Origin of the sequence: Citricoccus parietis (genome assembly GCF_042433045.1) — a bacterium.
Taxonomy (GTDB): domain Bacteria; phylum Actinomycetota; class Actinomycetes; order Actinomycetales; family Micrococcaceae; genus Citricoccus; species Citricoccus parietis.
This window is the reverse complement of record NZ_JBHLWH010000043.1, coordinates 60,189-78,890: the sequence shown is the minus strand read 5'-3', so window position 1 is coordinate 78,890 and position 18,702 is coordinate 60,189. Positions and strand designations below refer to the sequence as shown.

The following is an 18,702-nucleotide window of genomic DNA, read 5'->3' as shown; positions in this document are numbered from 1 at the left end:
CTCATGAGCACCTCAACCACCACCGAATACCAGGCCTCGACCCCCACGGGGAAGATCGCGAACTTCATGGACACCCGTGCCGGGCTGTCCCCCATGGTCAAGGAGTTCGGCCGCAAGATCTTCCCGGACCACTGGTCCTTCATGTTCGGCGAAGTCGCCCTCTACACCTTCGTCATCCTGTTGATGTCGGGCACCTTCTTGACGCTCTTCTTCGACCCGTCCATGGCGCACACCACGTATGAGGGCTCCTATAAGCCGCTCTACGGCGTGGAGATGTCCGTGGCCTATGCCTCGGCACTGGACATCTCGTTCGACATCCGCGGCGGCCTCTTCATGCGCCAGGTCCACCACTGGGCGGCGCTGCTGTTCGTGGCGGCCATGTCGGTGCACATGCTCCGCGTGTTCTTCACCGGCGCCTTCCGGCGCCCACGCGAGCTGAACTGGGTTGTCGGCTGCACACTGCTCATTCTGGGCCTGGCCGCCGGCTTCACCGGCTACTCCCTCCCCGACGAGATGCTCTCCGGCAACGGCCTGCGCATCATCGACGGCGTCGTGAAGGCCATCCCGCTGATCGGCACCTATATCTCGTTCTTCCTCTTCGGCGGCGAGTTCCCCGGCGACGACATCATCGGGCGCCTCTACATCCTGCACGTGCTCGTGGTGCCGGCCCTGATCCTGCTGATGATCGTGATTCACCTGTTCATGGTCGTGGTGCACAAGCACACCCAGTACCCCGGCCCGGGCCGCACGGAGAACAACGTGGTCGGCTACCCGGTCGGCCCGGTGTACGCGGCCAAGGCCGGTGGCTTCTTCTTCATTGTGTTCGGCGTGGTGGCCCTGCTCGGTGGCTTCTTCACCATCAACGCGATCTGGAACTACGGCCCCTACGATCCTTCGCCCGTCCAGGCCGGTACCCAGCCGGACTGGTACATCGGCTTCGTTGATGGCGCCCTGCGCCTGATGCCGGGTTGGCTGGGTGACTTCTCGTTCAAGTGGGATATTCCCTTCCCCTGGGGCACCAATACCCTCGCGCTGGGCGTCCTGCTGCCGGCCCTGGTTCCTGCCGGCATCCTCTTCTCCGTCATGTTCGGCTGGCCGTGGATCGAACGGTGGATCACCAAGGACAACCGCGAGCACCACATCCTGGACCGTCCGCGCAACGCTCCGACCCGCACCGGTGTCGGTGTGGCCGGCATCATCTGGTACTGCGTCATGTGGGCTGCGGCCTCCTCCGACCTGATCGCCACGCACTTCTCCGTCTCGCTGAACGACGTGACCTACTGGTTGCGCGCGCTCTTCGTGTTCGGTCCGTTCATCGGCTTCATCATCACGAAGCGCGTGTGCCTGGCCCTGCAGCGCAAGGATCGTGAGATCGTATTGCATGGTCGCGAGGCCGGTGTCATCGAGATGACTCCGGAGGGCGAGTTCCGTGAGCGCCATGAGCGCCTGGACGACTACCGCCTCTACAAGCTCGTCAGCTTCGAGAACAAGAAGCCCGTCCCGGCCCAGCCGGGCCGCGACGGCAAGATCAAGGCCGCAGAGAAGCAGCGGGCCAAGTTCAACCGCTGGTTCTACGAGGAGCGCGTTGAGCCGGTGACCCGTGAGGAGCTGGCCGAGGCCAAGACCCACGATCACTCGGACGTCCCGAGCGCCGTGGAAGGCCAGGACGGCCAGTCCTCCATCGGTCACTGACCGAGGATCTCCACAGCAGAAGGGCCCCACTACGGTGGGGCCCTTCTGCTGTGTCAGTGTGCACCTGCGTCACGGTGACGACGCCTTGCTGTAGGAGCCGCCCTGGGTACTTCCCACCACCAGCGGACGGATCGACCGGCATTGCCCCTGGGACGGCCTGGAAGGACTCTGGTGGCCCCCAGTACTCCGTTCGTCCGCCTGGACCGTCAGCAAGTCAGACCACCACGCCCTGACGGGGACCGGGAAGGAACGTCATGGCCATTGACACGGCCGTGCAAGCACCCCCCAGACTGGCCGAGTCGTTGACCGAGGTGACCCCTACCGCCTTGGAGCAACAGACGGTGATCATAGCCGGCACCGAAGCCGCCACCACGGTGATCCCGATTCCTCGCCGGACAGCGGATCGCGCAGACGGCTCGACGGGCCGCGGTGTCGTAGCAGGTCAGCGCCCTGATGGAGGCGACCCTCTGTCCCCGATCCTGTCCTCGAAGGCCGGGGCCAGGGTCAGGACCGCCTCGAGGATCCTCACCGAGCTCGTGGGCAATGACTTCACCAACACCGGGCATCTGGCGTCCTACGCAGGGATGGCAACTGTCACACGTCGATCCAGGATCTCGATCCGCGGCAACCAGGCCCCCGTGGTGGGAGCAAGCACCTGAAGCCCGCTTTGTTCCTCTCCGCCTTCACCTCGGTGCCCCACGGGTCGTCGATGACCTACTGCGGCCGGAAACGGGCCCAGGGCAAAAGCTGAGTATTCGGAGTCTCGGGAGCCACCCGATATTGCCGTTGAGAGTCAGCGGCCGCGGTGACGGGAGCCACCGCCGAGTCCCCCCGTCCGAAATGCTTCGTCATCCAGCAGAGTCACCACCACCCTGCTGCGTAGGTGTACGCATCAGCGGGCGCGGTCGGTAGCAGTCGGCACATGTTCCCCACGCCGTGGCCACCTTTGCAGGCCGGTCCTGAAGGATAGACGATCACCGCCCTGGCCGACCGACCGACGTACTGCTCGCAACGTTCAGGGACGGCACCCGCTACCAAGACCACCCCGGGCCTCAACAACCGTCACTAGTGGCTCAGGCCGCTTGGCGAAAACCATAGGGGCACCCCCACCCCGAACCGTTCTTGTCCTCTCGGACATCCGGAAACGGCGAAACGGCTGAGGCCGGGAGACCCACAACGGGTCTCCCGGCCTCAGCCGTTGCTACTGCCGCTCCTGCGGATCCGATTGGATCAGTGGGCGTGATCGCCCTTCGAGTACTCGAAGACCCAGCCGACCAGGAAGTAGATACCCACACCGACGCCGATGAAGGAGATCCACGCATCGATGGCGATCCCGAGCACCAGTGCAGCGCACGCCAGGCCGAGGCCCAGCGGCCACCAGCTCCACGGAGCGAAGCTGCCGTAGGTACCGGCGTACTGCGAGATCTCTCCGTGCTCGTCGTCATCCGGACCCTGGCCGAACTTGCGCTCAGTGAGCCAGAGGAAGACGGCGACCATCAGGGAGAGGCCAGCCACGGCGTAGAGGGCAGGGATGCCGGCCCACTCGGTCCACTGGACCCAGAAGCCGTAGACCGTGGCCACGACGATCAGGAAGACACCGAGGATCGTGAACAGCTTGACGTTGGTTCTCACTTGGCAGCCGCCTTTTCTCCGAAGACCTCGGGCTCATGCTGCGGGGACGTCGGCAACAGTTCGGGGTGGTGCAGGTCCAGTGCCGGACGCTCCGAACGGATTCGCGGCAAGGAGTGGAAGTTGTGGCGCGGGGGCGGGCAGGACGTCGCCCACTCCAGGGAGCCACCGAAGCCCCAGGGATCGTCCACAGTGATCTTCTTGCCCTTGCGCGCTGTGATGTACACGTTCCAGAAGAACGGGATCAGCGAGGCGCCAAGGACGAAGGAGAAGATCGTGGAGAACTGGTTCATCATGGTGAAGCCGTCCTCGACCATGTAGTCAGCGTAGCGGCGCGGCATGCCCATCACACCCAGCCAGTGTTGGATGAGGAAGGTGCCGTGGAAGCCGATGAACAGCATCCAGAACTGGATCTTGCCCAGGCGCTCGTTGAGCATCTTGCCGGTGAACTTGGGCCACCAGAAGAAGAAGCCCGCGAACATGGCGAACACCACGGTGCCGAAGACGACGTAGTGGAAGTGTGCCACCACGAAGTAGGTGTCGGAGACGTGGAAGTCCAGCGGCGGCGAGGCCAGGATGACACCGGTCAGGCCACCGAACAGGAAGGTGACCATGAAGCCGAGGCTCCAGAGCATCGGATTCTCGAAGGTGATCGAACCTCGCCACATGGTGCCGATCCAGTTGACGAACTTCACGCCCGTCGGGACGGCGATCAGCATGGTCATCAGCGAGAAGAACGGCAGCAGCACGGAGCCGGTGACATACATGTGGTGTGCCCACACGGTCACGGACAGTGCGGCAATGGCCGTGGTCGCGAAGACCAGGGTCTTGTAGCCGAAGATCGGCTTGCGGCTGAAGACCGGGATGATCTCCGAGACGATGCCGAAGAACGGCAGCGCGATGATGTAGACCTCGGGGTGCCCGAAGAACCAGAAGAGGTGCTGCCACAGGATGGCGCCGCCATTCTCCGGATCGAAGATGTGGCCACCGAAACGACGGTCCATGCCCAACGCACCCAGTGCCGAAGCCAGCGGGGGGAAGGCCATGATCACGAGAATGGCGGTGATCAGGGTGTTCCAGGTGAAGATCGGCATACGCCACATCGTCATGCCCGGGGCGCGCATCGTCAGGATGGTGGTGATGAAGTTGACGCCCCCCATGATCGTACCGAAGCCCTGCAGGAAGAGGCCGAAGACCCAGAGGTCGCCGCCCACCCCCGGCGAATAGGTGGTATTGGACAGTGGCGCATAGGCGAACCAACCGAAGGACGCGGCACCCTGCGGGGTGAGGAAGCCGGCCACGGCGATGATGGAGCCGAACAGGAAGAACCAGAACGCCAGGGCGTTCAGACGCGGGAACGACACATCCGGTGCACCGATCTGCAGCGGCATGATGACGTTGGCGAAGCCGATGAACAGCGGGGTGGCGAACATCAGCAGCATGATCGTGCCGTGCATGGTGAACAGCTGGTTGTACTGCTCCTTGGTCTGCAGCAGCTGCATGCCCGGTTCGAAGAGCTCGGCACGGATCAGCAGCGCCATGACGCCGCCGATGCAGAAGAACATGAACGAGGTGATCAGGTACATGTACCCGATGGTCTTGTGGTCGGTACTGGTGATCCAGTTGACGATGACCTTGCCCTTGGACTCGGGCACCACCCGCGGCTGAGCCGCAGCCGCGTCATCCGTGGCGTATTCGTAAGTGGTCATCAGTTCTCTCCCTCGAGCGTCGAGTCTTCGCCACCGGTCGGGCCGCCGGCGTCCTCGCGGGTGGTTCCGTCACCCTGAAGGGGCACTTCCTGGTTCTGGGCACCATCCGGGTGCTCATTCGGGTTGCGGTTGTACTCGTCACCCACGTGGCCGTCTTCCATCTGGGACAGCTGCGAGGTGAACTCCTGTTCGGAGACGACCTCGACGTTGAAGAGCATCTCCGAGTGGTACTCACCGCAGAGCTCCGCACACTTGCCCTGGAAGGTGCCTTCCTCGGTCGGCGTCAGGTACATGAAGTTCGACTTACCGGGGACCATGTCCAGCTTGCGCAGGAATGCAGGAACCCAGAACGAGTGGATGACGTCGCGCGACTTCAGCTCGAACTCGACCGGAACATCGACCGGCAGGTACAGGGTCGGCAGGGTCTCTTCGACACCCTCGGTGCCGTCGAGCTGCGCCTGGACGCCCTGGTAGTGCTTCTCTTCGCCCTCGTAGCTGTAGTTGAAGTCCCAGGCCCACTGCTTGCCGTAGACCTCGACGGTCAGCGGGGAGTCCTCCACGGGGGTGTCGATCTCACGTTGGACGCGGTCAGTGAAACCCCACAGGGTCAGCACCATGATGACCGGCACGACGGTGAACAGTGTCTCCATCGGGACGTTGTACGCCATCTGACGCGGGTAGCCCTTGTCATGCTTCCGCCGACGGTAGGCGACCATGCACCACAGCATCATGCCCCAGGCCGCCAGGCCCACGATCAGGGCTGCGATCCAGGAGTTGACCCACAAATCGGTGATCTGGGCGGACTGGTTGGTGGTCTCCCGTGTGCCGGGCAGGAATCCTCGTTGAACCTGCTCCGAACAACCGGACAGGACCATGGCTGCCATGACGGCAAGCGCTCCCCCCTTCAGGAGACGCCTGCCACGGCTGCCGGCTTGATTCTGCGATCTCACAGACGGCCCTTCCTCTTCAATCTCGAGTGCGAATGCCTCCCGTGGCCGCGCTCCCTCCAGACAATGTCTGCGCTGGAACGAAAATGCCACAGGGGGACCCCTAGGTTTACTACCTACTGTAGAGCTTACCGCCCTGGTCGTCTGCCCTATGACACGCAAAAACGTCGGGCATCCGAACCAATTCCTGGCTCGGACGCCCGACGTCGCGTGGTACTGAAGACCTAGTGGAAGGAATCACCGCAGGCACAGGAGCCGCCAGCGTTCGGGTTGTCGATGGTGAATCCCTGCTTGGAGATGGTGTCCTCGAAATCGATCGAGGCGCCGCTGAGGTAGGGGACGCTCATCTTGTCCACGATGACCTCGACGCCGTCGAAGTCCCGCAACGCGTCGCCGTCCAACACGCGCTCATCGAAGTAGAGCTGGTAGATCAGTCCGGAGCAACCGCCCGGCTGCACGGCGACGCGCAGGCGGAGATCGGTGCGCCCCTCCTGCTCCAGCAGGGTGCGCACCTTGGCGGCGGCCACATCACTCAGCTGGACCTCGTGGGCGTCCAGGCCTTCTGCCGGCTGGGCAGTCGGGATCTCGGTCTCGGTGGATTCTGCGGAAACGCTCATGCTCGCTCCTTCGTCTGCGTGCGTGCTCCCCCGGCTCGGCGGCGGGCCGATCGGTGGGGCGGCCCGGAGGCCACTTTCCCCGGTCCCAACACCCGGTCCGGACGGTTCATTCCCGACGACCGGATCGAGACCTTCGGTATCTGTCGAGTCTAGGTCAGTGACCGACGGCGGCCAACAGCAGGGCCTCCGCCAACACGGCGTGTCGGAAGTCGCCCAGATGCAGGGACTCATTGGCCGAGTGGGCCCGGGAGTCCGGGTCCTCGACGCCGGTGATCAGCAGGGTCGCCTCCGGGAACATCTCCACCAGGTCGGCGGTGAACGGAATGGACCCACCCATGCCCGCCTCGACCGGCTCGGCTCCGAAGGCCTCTCGGAGGGCCGCCATCATCGTCCGGGCGGCGGGAGCGGAGGTATCCGTGGCGAAGGGCTGCCCGGACTCCCCCGGTTCGAAGATGACCTCCGCGCCCAACAGCGCGGTGGACCGAACCGACTTCACGTGGGCACGCACGGCGGCTATCGCCGTGGCCGGATCCATGCCCGGGCCCAGGCGCAGGCTGAACTTCGCGCGTGCCTCGGGCTGCAGGGTGTTGGACGCGACGTCGAGCCGGGTCACGTCCGTGCCGATGATGCTCAGAGCCGGTTTGTTCCACAGGCGGTCGGCCAAGGGCCCCGTGCCGGCCAGCCGCACGGAGTCCAGCACGGAGGAGTCGGCGCGGTAGTCCGCCTCCGGGTACTCGATCGAGGAGTGGTGCTGCTGCTCGAGGCCGGCGATGGCCACATTCCCCTCCTCGTCATGCAGGGTCGCGATCAGGCGCGCCAGCAAGGTCGGGGCGTCGAGCACCGGGCCCCCGAACATGCCGGAGTGGACGGCGTGGTCCAGGACCCGGACGCCGATGGTGCCGTCCACGAGCCCCCGCAACGAGGTGGTCAGGGCCGGGACACCGACCCTCCAGTTGGCGGAGTCAGCGACCACGATGACGTCGGCCGCCAGCTTCTCACGGTGTCGCTCGAGGAAGGTCCGGAAGGTCGGAGAGCCGGCTTCCTCCTCCCCCTCGATGAAGAAGGTGACGCCCACGCCCGAGTCGGCGCCGGCGTCGAGCATGGCCTGCAGGGCGGCGAGGTGCACCATGATCCCGGCCTTGTCATCCGCTGCTCCGCGGCCGTAAAGCCGGCCGTCCTTCTCCACGGCGGTGAACGGCTCGGTCTCCCAGAGCGCCAGCTCCCCCACCGGCTGGACATCGTGGTGCGCGTAGAGCAGCACGGTCGGCTTTCCCGGCTGCGCCGGACGGCGCGCGACGACGGCCGGTCCCCCCGGGCGTTCCGTGCCGTCCGCCTCCACCAGCGCCTCCGTCAGGATCTCCACGTCCTCCAGCCCCAGCGACCGGATGAGTTCGGCGACGGCTTGGGCGGAACGCTCGAGGGAAGCGCGGTCGAAGGAGTCCCAGGCGATGCCGGGGATGGCCACGAGCTCCTTGAGCGTGGCCACCGTCTGCGGCAACCGCTCCTCCACGGCAGCGGCGATCCGCGCGATCGTCTCGGTATCAAGGGGGAGGGCGGGCGGGGTCTGGGGCGTCTCAGGCATAAGGCCCAGCCTAGCGAGATGACAGCGGTCACAGCGTTGACTCCCGGAGGCTCCGGCTCCGCCTAGAATGGATGGGTGTTTGGACGCAAGAAGACCGAGACCCCCGCCCCTGAGTCGGCGCCCGTGATCGAGACCCCCGAGCAGACGGCCGCGCGCCATCAGGCCAAGAAGGGGCCGACGCCGACGCGCGCGGAGCGGGAGGCCGCCCGCCGCCGTCCGCTGGTGCCGGAAGATCGCAAGGCGGCCCGCAAGGCCGCTCGCGATGCGGAGATGGTCGAGCGTCAGAAGATGCGCGTGGCCATGGAGACCGGCGATGAGCGCAACATGCCGTTGCGCGACCGCGGCCCGCAGAAGCGCTATGCCCGTGACTGGGTGGACGCCCGCACTGGTGTGGGCGAATGGCTCATGGTGATCGTGCTGGTCTACGTCTTCCTGGCGTTCCTGCCCCAGTCCGACCTGCAGATCTGGCTGACCTTCTCCCTTTGGGCCATCGTGCTGCTGGTGGTGCTGGAGGGCGTCCTCATCTCCTTCCAGCTGAAGAAACGTCTGGCGGAGAAGTTCGGGGACGTCGAGCGCGGCGTGCGCTGGTACGGCGTCATGCGGGCCATGCAGCTGCGCAAGCTGCGTCTGCCCAAGCCGCAGACCAAGCGCGGTCACTTCCCCGACTGACCCACGCCAGCTGGCCGCAACTACCGCGCCAGCTCGCGGTTGATCCGGGCAGCCCAGAACGGTCCCTCGTAGAGGAACGCGGTGTAGCCCTGCACCAGATCCGCCCCCAGCTCGAGCCGCTCACGGACATCCGCACCGGTGGTGACCCCGCCCACAGAGATCAGGGCCACTGATTCCGGCAGCGCGCCGCGCAGTCTGGTCAGCACCTCCAGCGACCGTTCCTTCAGCGGTGCCCCCGACAGGCCGCCGGCCCCCATGGTCTCGACCTCGGCAGCGGGTGTGGCCAGCCCGTCCCGGGCAATCGTCGTGTTCGTGGCGATGACCCCGTCCAAGCCCAATTCCACGGCCATCGCGGCCACGGAGTCCACGTCCTCGTCGGCCAGGTCCGGGGCGATCTTCACGGCCAGCGGCACGTGACGGCCCGTGGTCCGATCCGCCTCCTGGCGCACCGCGGCCAGCAGGGGTGCCAGAGCCTCGATGTCCTGCAGCTGACGCAATCCGGGTGTGTTGGGTGAGGACACGTTGACCACGAGATAGTCGGCGTGGACGGCCAGGGCGGCCGTGGAGGCCAGGTAGTCCTGCGTCGCCTCCTCGAGGGCGACCGTCTTGGTCTTGCCGATGTTCACCCCGAGCACCGGCCGACGCCGGCCGAAGCGCCGGGTCAGCGTCTGCCGGGTGGCCTTGAGCCGCGGAGCCACCGCGCGGGCGCCATCGTTGTTGAAACCCATCCGGTTGATCAGCGCCTTGTCCTCGACCAGGCGGAACAGCCGTGGAGCGGGGTTGCCCGGTTGTGCCTCACCGGTGATGGTGCCGACCTCGATATGGCCGAAGCCGAGGTCTGCCAGGGCCGCCGTGCCCAGGCCCTGCTTGTCGAAGCCGGCCGCGAGCCCGAACGGCGAGGGGAAGTCCAGGCCCATCACCCGGGTCGTCAGCGTCTTCGCCGGCCGAGTGGCCCGGCGCAGGGCCACTGAGGCACCGGTGGACTCCGCCGCCCGGATCATCGAGAAGCCCACGTGATGCGCCTTCTCGGCGTCCATGCCCTTGAAGAACGTGTTGAAGAAGGCGGGATAGAGGCGGGCCTCGCGCGGCAGAGCAGTCATGCACTTATGGAACCACGATTCCGGTACTGGTTCGGCCCACGTTTCGGCCCTAGCATGGCGTTCATATGAGCGCCACCGACCAGCCGTCCGGGGACACCCCCTTCTCCCCCTCCGCGGAGGCCACGCTCCTGACGGATTCCCCGCCCGGCATGTGGGTGCCAGATCTGCTGGAGGGCTTCGAGCGGCTGACGATTCCCCTCGAGGTGGACGAGGAGGGCCCCAACGCGGCGACCTTGGTCCGTACGGCTCGCCCCCCTGCCTCCACTCCGGCCCGCACCCCGGTCCGCGCGCCGGCGGGTGACGCCTCGGTCGAGACGGGCGACACCCCAGGCGAGCCGGACGCGATCGGTGCCCGGCCGGCGTCGCGCATTCCGGTGTTGTACGTTCACGGCTGGTCGGACTACTTCTACAACGCACCGCTCGCGGGCCACTTTGAGGAGCGCGGCTACGCCTTCTACGCGCTGGACCTGCGCAAGTACGGCCGTTCGCTGCGTCCGGGGCAGACGCCGGGGTGGGCGGACAGCCTCGAGGTGTACGACGACGAGATCGGCCAGGCGCTGCGGACCATTGGCCGCGAACACCAACAGGCCCCCGTGCTGATGGGCCATTCCACCGGAGGGCTCATCCTCTCCCTGTGGGCGTCCCGGCATCCCGGCCGGGCGCGGGCGCTCGTGCTGAACAGCCCGTGGCTGGAGATGCAGGGCTCAGCGCTGGTCCGTCACATGGCCACGGCCGTCCTGGACCCGGTGGTGCGGCTGCAGCCGAAGAACTTCCTCAAGCTTCCCCGGGTGGACCACTACTGGCGCACGGTGTCCTCCGCCGCCGACGGCGATTGGGACCTGCACCCCTTGTGGCGTCCGCAGTACGCCTTCGAGGTGCCCGGCGGCTGGCTCAAGGCGGTGATGACGGGCCACGCCGCCGTCGCCGAGGGGCTCGGCCTGACGGAGCCGGTCTACGTGATGCTCTCGGACCGCACGGTCTTCTCAGCCGGGTGGCGCCAGGACATGACGGCGGCGGACATCGTGCTGGACGTGGAGATCCTGGCCCAGCGTGCCACCCGGCTCGGTCGGCATGTCACGGTCGTCCGGCACGCCGGTGCCCTGCATGACGTGATGGCCTCGCCACAGGCCATCCGGCGTGACGCCGTTCGCGAGATGTTCCGCTGGCTGGGGGCCTACGCCGGCCCTGCCTGATCCACCGCTCCCCCGTACCGGCGGTCGCGGCGGGCATAGACCTCGACGGCGTCCCACAGGGTCGTGCGGTCGACGTCCGGCCACAGCGTGTCCAGGAAGACGAGTTCGGCGTACGCCGACTGCCAGAGCAGGAAGTTGGACAGTCGCTGCTCCCCGGAGGTGCGCAGGAACAGGTCCACGTCCGGAACGTCGGGCTCGTCCAGGTGCCGGGCGATCGTCTCCTCGCGGATCCCGGAGGACGTCAGCCGGCCCGCCTCCACCTCGCGGGCGACGGCCTTGACGGCATCAGTGATCTCGGCGCGGGACCCGTAGTTCACGCACATGGTCAGGTTGCACCGGGTGTTGCCGCGGGTCTGCTCCTCCGCGACCTCCAACTCCTTGACCACTGAGGTCCACAACCGGGGGCGGCGGCCGTTCCAGCGGATCCGCACGCCCCACGAATCCAGGGTGTCCCGCTGGCGGCGCAGCACGTCCCGGGAGAAGCCCATGAGGAAGCGGACCTCGTCCGGAGACCGCTTCCAATTCTCGGTGGAGAACGCGTAGACGGAGACGTGTTCGATACCCAGCTGCACGGCACCGGCCATCACGTCCAGCAGTGCGGCCTCGCCGGCCCGGTGACCCTCGGTGCGGGGCAGTCCGCGCTGATTGGCCCACCGCCCGTTGCCGTCCATGACGATGGCCACGTGGCGCGGGATGAACCGCGGATCCATCTGCGGCGGCCGGGCTCCCGACGGGTGCGGATACGGTTCGGCGAGGGCAGGCCGGCGGGCAGAGGGGCGGGAGGGCATGGGCTCGGTCCTCGGGTTCAGGGGCTCTGGTCCATGACGGACAGGGACTTCAGGTGGCGTTCCAGGTGGAACTGGAGGTACCCGGACACGATACCGGCCGCCTCCCGGTGCGCCTGCTCCGGTGCGGCGTCGGCGACTTCCCAGCGGCCCGACTGCAGGGCCGCGAGCAGTTCCACGGTGGCCGGGGCCGGCGTGGCCGAGCCGGGCGGGCGGCAATCGTCGCAGACGCTGCCGCCGAGGGTGACGTTGACGGAGCGGTGGGGCCCGGGGGCTCCACATCTGGAGCAGGTGGTGAAGCTGGCGGCCCATCCGGCGGTGGCCAGGGACCGCAGTAGGTAGGAGTACAGCAACAGCCGCGGGGCATGGGTGCCGCGGGCCAGGGCCGCCAGTGCCCCGTGGAGCAGCCGGTACTGGCTGGGCGCCTCCACCCTCCCGTCCGGCCGGGGCGGCTCCCCGCGCTCCCCGAGCTCGCCGACCTCCCCGATGTCGCTCACGGTCAGCCGCTCGGCGGTCTCGACCATGGCGGAGGCGGCAGAGTAGGCGTCATAGTCCTGGGCGATCCACTGCCCGTAGGGCGTGACGGATTCGGCCTGGGTGATGATGTCCAGGTTCCGTCCGCGCACGAGTTGCAGCCGGGAGAGCATGAAGGGTTCCAGGGTGGCGCCGAACTTGGACGTCGTCCGCCGGACCCCCTTGGCCACGGCCCGGATCTGGCCGTGGCCGGGGGTCAGCAACACGATGATGCGATCGGCCTCACCGAGTTTGTAGGTGCGCAGAACCAAGGCGTGCGTGCGGTAGCTGTTCGCCGCGTAGCCTGCGCCGCCCCGCCCTGACGAGCGTCCACCCGAACCGGACACTAGGCCCTGGCGTCCATCCCGGCCCCCGGACCGGCCACGGCCTGCGCGAGTTCCTCATCGTCCCGGAGGGCACGGTTGACGGCGGAGACGACCGCCTTCAGCGAGGCCATAGTGGTGTTGTAGTCCAGGCCGGCGCCCCAGAGCACACGATCCCCCACGGCGCACTCGACGTAGGCGGCGGCCATCGCCGATCCGCCCTCGGACAGCGCGTGCTCGGAGTAGTCCAGCACCCGGATGTCCAGGCCATCGTCGCCGAAGATCTTCACGAGGGCGGCGATCGGGCCATTGGCGGTGACGGTGCGTTCCCGCGTCTCGCCGTCCACCTCTACCTCGGCGGTCATGGTGAAGCTGCCGTCCTCCTCCGTCGTCGAGCTGACGAGGCCCAGACGGTAGCGGCCCCAGCGGGAGGTGTGGTCAGCTTCGGACTCGGCCGGCAGGTACTCGTCCTGGAACACCTGCCACAGCTGGTCACCGGTGACCTCCCCGCCCTGGGAGTCGGCCATGTTCTGGATGACGTGGGAGAACTCGATCTGGGCGCGGCGCGGCAGGTCGAGGTTGTGCTCACTCTTGAGCAGGTAGGCCACGCCGCCCTTGCCGGACTGCGAGTTCACCCGGATGACGGCCTCGTAGGAGCGGCCGATGTCCTGCGGATCGATCGGCAGGTAGGGGACTCCCCACGGAATGCCGTCCCGGTCGGTGCCGGCCTCGGCTGCATCCGCGTCCATGAACTCGAAGCCCTTCTTGATGGCGTCCTGGTGGGAGCCGGAGAAGGCGGTGAAGACGAGGTCTCCCCCGTAGGGCACGCGCTCAGCAACCTGGAGCTGGTTGCAGTACTCCACGGTGCGGCGGATCTCATCCATGTTGGAGAAGTCGATCATCGGGTCGATCCCCTGGCTGTACAGGTTCATGCCCAGGGTCACCAGGTCCACGTTGCCCGTGCGCTCCCCATTGCCGAACAGGCAGCCCTCGATGCGGTCCGCCCCGGCCATGTAACCCAGTTCAGCAGCCGCCACGCCCGTGCCGCGGTCATTGTGGGGGTGCAGCGAGAGGATGATGCCGCTGCGGTTCTCCAGGTTGCGGTGCATCCACTCGATGGAGTCCGCGTAGACGTTCGGGGTGGCCATCTCCACGGTGGCGGGCAGGTTGAGGATCATCTGGCGGTCCGTGGAGGCCTCGAGGATCTCACCGACCGCGTTGGAGATGCGGGCGGCGAATTCCAGCTCGGTGCCCGTGAAGGACTCCGGCGAGTACTCGTACACGATCTCCGTGCCTGTCATCTGCTCCTCGTACTTGCGGCACAGGCGGGCGCCGGTGGTGGCGATGTCCACGATGCCGTCCATGTCCTCGCGGAACACGACGCGCCGCTGGAGCACCGAGGTGGAGTTGTACAGGTGCACGATCGCCCGGTGGCAGCCCTCGAGGGCCTGATAGGTGCGCTCGATGAGGTGTTCACGGGACTGGGTGAGAACCTGGATGGTGACGTCCTCGGGGATGCGGTCCTCGGTGATCAGCTGACGCACGAAGTCGAAGTCCGTCTGTGAGGCGGAGGGGAAGCCGACCTCGATCTCCTTGTAGCCCATGGAGACGAGCAGTTCGAACATCCGCATCTTGCGGTCCGGGCCCATGGGATCGATGAGGGCCTGGTTGCCGTCCCGCAGGTCCACCGCGCACCACCGGGGTGCCTGGGTGATGATCTGGTCCGGCCAGGTGCGGTCCGGCAGATGGACCTCGATCTGGTCCTGGAAGGGGGTGTACTTCTGGAACTTCATCCCGGAGGACTTCTGGAAGTTGCGCATGGGGCTGGACGCCTGCCTTTCGTGAAACCCGGTGCGTGCACCGGAGGGGTCTGGCTGGTGGAAGGGCCGTGGAGCTACCTCCGCAACGGGGTTCCGGCCCGGCCAGGGTGCGATGCCCCCAGTGCGTCAGAGCGTGGCGGGCGCCACGACCGACGGCTCAGCCCCGTTGCGGCGGCGTAGTAGCAGCCCTTCAACGGTGTCCGGGGTGATCCCGGTGAGGTCCAGTCGGTCGAACATGATTTCAGCCTAGCACCGCCGGGACCGACGGGATCAAAACCCGAGCCGGCCCAGCTGCTTGGGGTCGCGCTGCCATTCCTTGGCCACCTTCACCCGGAGGTCCAGGTACACGGCGGTCCCGAGGAGCTTCTCGATGGAGCCCCGCGCCTGGGAGCCGATGGCCTTGAGGCGGGAGCCGCCCTTGCCGATGATGATGGCCTTCTGGCTGTCCCGCTCCACGAACACGTTGGCGTGGATGTCCAGCAGCGGACGGTCGGCGGGCCGTCCTTCGCGCGGGTTCATCTCGTCGACCACCACGGCCACCGAGTGCGGCAGCTCGTCCCGCACACCCTCCAGGGCCGCCTCCCGGATGAGCTCGGCCACCATGGTCAGCTCGGGCTCGTCCGTGAGTTCACCATCCGGGTAGAGCGGCGGGGACAGCGGCAGCCGTTCGGCCAGGACCTTCGCCACGTCCTCCACCTGGTGGTCCTGGACCGCGGAGACGGGTACGACGGCGGCGAAGCCGGTCCCCTGGTTCTCCGGCCCGAGCACCTCGTCGCCGAGGGCGGTGACGGCGAGCAGCTGGGCGGCGATCGCGTCCGGCTTCACCTTGTCCGTCTTGGTCACCAGGGCGACCACGGGCTTGCGGTTGAGCAGCGCCAGCTGAGTGGCGATGTAGCGGTCGCCCGGGCCGATCTTCTCGTCCGCCGGGATGCAGAAGCCGACCGCGTCCACCTCGCCGAGGGTTTGGGTCACGAGGTCGTTGAGCCGCTGACCCAGCAGGGTCCGGGGGCGGTGCAGTCCGGGGGTGTCCACGAGGACCAGCTGGAAGCCCTCGCGGTGCACGATCCCGCGGATGGTGTGCCGGGTGGTCTGCGGCTTGGAGGAGGTGATGGCCACCTTCTCCCCCACCAAGGCGTTGGTCAGGGTGGACTTGCCGGCGTTGGGCCGGCCCACCAGAGAGACGAATCCGGCGCGGAAGTCCTCCGGGGCGTTGCTGGGGTCGAACAGGGTCGTCATGGGGTCTCCCGGGAGGCTGGGGTGGATGCCGAGGCGGCGTCGCGATCGGTCAGGTGGGCTGGCAGCAGGTCGGTGCCGGGCCGGCGTCGGACGTGGCCACCGTCCCGCGGGGTCTCTCGCACCACCAGGCGCGCGACGCGGTTGCGCCGGCCCTGCAGGGACTCGGCTGTCAGCTCGATGCCCTGGACGGCCACGTGCGAGCCCTGGATGGGGACGCGGCCCAGCGTCTTGGCGAGCAGTCCGCCGACGGTGTCCACGTCCTCCTCGTCGTCCAGGTCCATGCCGAACAGCTCGGCGAAGTCGTCGATGCCCATGCGGGCGTCCACGCTGAACGAGCCGTCCTCGAGGGGTTCGACCTCGGGACGGTCCTGGCGGTCGTACTCGTCCGAGATCTCGCCGACGATCTCCTCGATGAGGTCCTCGAGCGTCACGAGGCCGGCGGTGCCGCCGTACTCGTCCACCACGACCGCGATGTGGGTGGATTCGCGCTGGAGCTCCTGCAGCAGCACGGACACCGGCTTCGACTCGGGGACGAAGCGCACGTCCCGGGCCACGGCGTCCACGGGGCTGGCCGGATCCGCCGCGCCGTCCCCCAGACCACGGTGTAGCGCCCGGGCCACGTCCTTGAGGTAGACCATGCCGAAGACCTCGTCCGCGTTGTCTCCAATGAGCGGGATGCGGGAGCAGCCGGAGCGCAGGAACAGGTTCATCGCGTCTTCCAGGGTGGTCCCGGTCTCGACGTTGACGACATCGGTGCGCGGCACCATCACGGCGCGCACCAGGGTGTCCCCCATGTCGAACACGGAGCGGATGAGCTCGGCCTCCGCATCCTCCAGGACGTCGGCGTCGTTGGCCCGGGCGACGAACTCGCGGAAGTGGCGCTCCTCGATCTCGGCGGCTTCCTCCTCCTCGTCCTCCGACCTCGGGCCGGGTGCCGCCACGCGGGCCGGCAGCGAGCCGAGCAGGGCGGTGAGGAAGCGGACGAGGCCCGCGGTGCGCTGGGCGGCCGCGACATCGTGCTTGGTCCCCACCTGGCGCGGCGAGAGCACGGTCAGCAGCAGGGCGACCAGCCCCATCAGCAGGAGGGACAGCAGGGCGGTGATCCAGATGGTCCCGGTGAGGGAGTGGATGAACAGGGTGCCGGCCACGGCGGCGGTGGTCTCGGCGAACAGCCGCCAGAACCGCAGGGCGTGCAGGTGTTCCGGCAACCGGGCCATGACCGTGAGGATCGGGCTGCGCGGGCGGCGCATCGCGATCCCCTCGGCCTCCTTGCGGGACAGGTATCCCAACGAGGCCTCGGCGACACCGAGGATCCAGGACAGGAACAGCAATGCGGCCAGCAGGACCGCCAGGATGAGGGAGGTGAGCATCAGGCTTCGGTGGGGTCTGGGGCCGGGCGGCCGAGAAAGTCGCTGAGCAGCTGGCGCTGGAGAGCGAACATCTCGTCCTTCTCCTCGGGCTCCTCATGGTCGAAGCCGAGCAGGTGGAGCACGCCATGGACCAGCAGCAGCAGGACCTCGTCCGCGGCGGAGTGCCCGCCGCGGGCGGCCTGGACGGCGGCGACCTGCGGGCAGATGACCACGTCGCCCAGCAGCCCCTCCGGGCCCGGGTCCTCGGCGGTGCCCGGGCGGAGCTCGTCCATGGGGAAGCTCATGACATCCGTGGCGTCCGGCAGGTCCATCCACTCCAGGTGGAGCTGTTCCATGGCGGCCTCGTCCACGCACACCACGGAGAGTTCCGCTCCCGGATGGACGTGCAGCGATTCCAGGACGGAACGGGACAGGGCGAGCAGCGACTCCTCGTCAACCTCAGCGCCGGACTCGTTGACGATCTCAATGGCCATCGGTGCTCCCCCCAGCGTTCTCGTAGGCGTCCACGATCCGGCTCACGAGGCGGTGGCGAACCACGTCCGCGGACTGCAGCCGAATGACGGCGATGTCCTGCACGCCCTCCAGGATGGAGACGGACTGGGCCAGGCCCGAATGGGTCCCCCGCGGGAGGTCGACCTGGCTGGTGTCGCCGGTGACGACCATGTGAGAGCCGAAGCCGAGACGGGTCAGGAACATCTTCATCTGCTCGACCGTGGTGTTCTGGGCCTCGTCGAGGATGATGAACGCATCGTTGAGTGTGCGTCCGCGCATGTAGGCCAGGGGCGCCACCTCGATCGTCCCGTCCGCCATGAGCCGCGGGATGGACTCGGGTTCGACCATGTCATGCAGGGCATCGTAGAGGGGCCGCAGGTACGGGTCGATCTTCTCGCTGAGCGAGCCCGGCAGGTACCCCAACCGCTCCCCCGCCTCGACGGCCGGCCGGGTGAGGATGATCCGGTTGACCTCCTTGGCCTGCAACGCCTGGACCGCCTTGGCCATGGCCAGGTAGGTCTTGCCGGTGCCGGCGGGACCGAGACCGAAGGTGATGGTGTTCTGGTCGATGCTCTCCACATAGTGCTGCTGGTTCGCCGTCTTGGGCCGGATCTGGCGGCCCCGGCTGGAGAGGATCGAGGCGGAGAGCAGTCCTGAGGCCTGGGCCCCGGAGCCACCCCGCACCAGGCTGGTCACCTGTTCGATGACCTCGGGAGTGATCGAGGTGCCGCGCCGGGCGAGGCCGTGCAGGTCCTCGATCACCTGGCGCGCCTGCTGCACGTCCGGTGCGGGGCCCTCCACGTCCAGGTCCTCACCGCGCACGGAGACGGTCAGATCCGGATAGAGGCCGTCGAGGATTCGCAGCAACAGGTCCTGCGGCCCGAAGGTCCGCACCATGGTCTCCGCGGAGGCGAAGGTGATGGTGATGTGGTCACGTTCCGTGGAAAGACTCAAGGGAGGTGCTTCAGCTCCTGGCTGGTGGGACAACTGGTGGGCAAAGAGTGAGACGGGTGCACTACGAGGCC

At 67.4% G+C, this 18,702-nt stretch carries 17 protein-coding genes; 4 read left to right on the top strand and 13 right to left on the bottom strand.

What is annotated here, in order from left to right; all coding sequences use genetic code 11:
* Window positions 1–3 precede the first annotated feature (3 nt).
* Both qcrB and ACFFIO_RS15385 read left to right on the top strand, forming a co-directional pair.
* On the top strand, window positions 4–1,692 hold the full coding sequence (gene qcrB, locus ACFFIO_RS15390; protein ID WP_378043167.1) for a cytochrome bc1 complex cytochrome b subunit: 1,689 nt from the start codon (window positions 4–6) through the stop codon (window positions 1,690–1,692).
* Between the two features lie 254 nt (window positions 1,693–1,946).
* A complete protein-coding gene (locus ACFFIO_RS15385) occupies window positions 1,947–2,351 on the top strand; it encodes a hypothetical protein (RefSeq protein ID WP_378043165.1) in 405 nt (134 codons plus the stop codon).
* 571 nt (window positions 2,352–2,922) lie between these two features.
* On the opposite strand, the gene ACFFIO_RS15380 is transcribed toward ACFFIO_RS15385, so the two are convergent.
* The 5 genes from ACFFIO_RS15380 to ACFFIO_RS15360 form a co-directional block, all read right to left on the bottom strand.
* Window positions 2,923–3,324 (bottom strand): cytochrome c oxidase subunit 4, encoded by a 402-nt coding sequence (locus ACFFIO_RS15380; RefSeq protein WP_378043163.1) that lies wholly within the window; start codon window positions 3,322–3,324, stop codon window positions 2,923–2,925.
* Window positions 3,321–5,030 carry an aa3-type cytochrome oxidase subunit I gene (gene ctaD, locus ACFFIO_RS15375; protein ID WP_378043161.1) on the bottom strand — a complete coding sequence of 570 codons (1,710 nt, stop codon included), beginning with the start codon at window positions 5,028–5,030 and terminating at the stop codon, window positions 3,321–3,323. Before ctaD ends, ACFFIO_RS15380 begins: the two co-directional genes overlap by 4 nt.
* Window positions 5,030–5,980, bottom strand: a complete 951-nt coding sequence (gene ctaC / locus ACFFIO_RS15370) for an aa3-type cytochrome oxidase subunit II (protein WP_446681847.1) — start codon at window positions 5,978–5,980, stop codon at window positions 5,030–5,032. Before ctaC ends, ctaD begins: the two co-directional genes overlap by 1 nt.
* Window positions 5,981–6,201: 221 nt before the next feature.
* Window positions 6,202–6,594: a HesB/IscA family protein gene (locus ACFFIO_RS15365; protein ID WP_201301153.1), complete on the bottom strand. Its 393-nt coding sequence runs from the start codon at window positions 6,592–6,594 to the stop codon at window positions 6,202–6,204.
* A 154-nt stretch (window positions 6,595–6,748) separates the two neighbouring features.
* Window positions 6,749–8,176, bottom strand: a complete 1,428-nt coding sequence (locus ACFFIO_RS15360) for a dipeptidase (protein ID WP_378043159.1) — start codon at window positions 8,174–8,176, stop codon at window positions 6,749–6,751.
* 75 nt (window positions 8,177–8,251) lie between these two features.
* On the opposite strand from ACFFIO_RS15360, the gene ACFFIO_RS15355 reads away from it, so the two are divergent.
* Window positions 8,252–8,845 (top strand): DUF3043 domain-containing protein, encoded by a 594-nt coding sequence (locus ACFFIO_RS15355; RefSeq protein WP_378043158.1) that lies wholly within the window; start codon window positions 8,252–8,254, stop codon window positions 8,843–8,845.
* A 20-nt stretch (window positions 8,846–8,865) separates the two neighbouring features.
* On the opposite strand, the gene ACFFIO_RS15350 is transcribed toward ACFFIO_RS15355, so the two are convergent.
* Window positions 8,866–9,945, bottom strand: coding sequence for a quinone-dependent dihydroorotate dehydrogenase (locus tag ACFFIO_RS15350; RefSeq protein WP_378043156.1), 1,080 nt, complete (start codon window positions 9,943–9,945; stop codon window positions 8,866–8,868).
* 65 nt (window positions 9,946–10,010) lie between these two features.
* Between ACFFIO_RS15350 and ACFFIO_RS15345 the strand changes: the two genes are divergently transcribed.
* Window positions 10,011–11,138, top strand: coding sequence for an alpha/beta hydrolase (locus ACFFIO_RS15345; protein ID WP_378043155.1), 1,128 nt, complete (start codon window positions 10,011–10,013; stop codon window positions 11,136–11,138).
* Here the strand turns inward: ACFFIO_RS15345 and ACFFIO_RS15340 are convergent.
* From ACFFIO_RS15340 to ACFFIO_RS15310, 7 genes are all read right to left on the bottom strand, one after another.
* Entirely contained in the window at window positions 11,120–11,926 is an 807-nt protein-coding gene (locus ACFFIO_RS15340) for an isoprenyl transferase (RefSeq protein WP_378043153.1), read from the bottom strand. The genes ACFFIO_RS15345 and ACFFIO_RS15340 overlap by 19 nt on opposite strands.
* A gap of 17 nt (window positions 11,927–11,943) precedes the next feature.
* Window positions 11,944–12,783, bottom strand: coding sequence for a DNA repair protein RecO (recO, locus tag ACFFIO_RS15335; RefSeq protein ID WP_378043152.1), 840 nt, complete (start codon window positions 12,781–12,783; stop codon window positions 11,944–11,946).
* A complete protein-coding gene (gene leuA, locus ACFFIO_RS15330) occupies window positions 12,783–14,579 on the bottom strand; it encodes a 2-isopropylmalate synthase (RefSeq protein WP_378043150.1) in 1,797 nt (598 codons plus the stop codon). The genes recO and leuA overlap by 1 nt, the downstream gene beginning before the upstream one ends.
* Window positions 14,580–14,849: 270 nt before the next feature.
* The gene (gene era / locus ACFFIO_RS15325) at window positions 14,850–15,815 is read right to left on the bottom strand and encodes a GTPase Era (RefSeq protein WP_378043149.1); all 966 of its coding nucleotides are present in this window, start codon (window positions 15,813–15,815) and stop codon (window positions 14,850–14,852) included.
* On the bottom strand, window positions 15,812–17,185 hold the full coding sequence (locus tag ACFFIO_RS15320) for a hemolysin family protein (protein WP_378043148.1): 1,374 nt from the start codon (window positions 17,183–17,185) through the stop codon (window positions 15,812–15,814). The genes era and ACFFIO_RS15320 overlap by 4 nt, the downstream gene beginning before the upstream one ends.
* Window positions 17,185–17,658, bottom strand: a complete 474-nt coding sequence (gene ybeY / locus ACFFIO_RS15315) for an rRNA maturation RNase YbeY (protein WP_378043146.1) — start codon at window positions 17,656–17,658, stop codon at window positions 17,185–17,187. Before ybeY ends, ACFFIO_RS15320 begins: the two co-directional genes overlap by 1 nt.
* Entirely contained in the window at window positions 17,648–18,664 is a 1,017-nt protein-coding gene (locus ACFFIO_RS15310) for a PhoH family protein (protein WP_378043144.1), read from the bottom strand. Before ACFFIO_RS15310 ends, ybeY begins: the two co-directional genes overlap by 11 nt.
* Window positions 18,665–18,702: the final 38 nt, after the last annotated feature.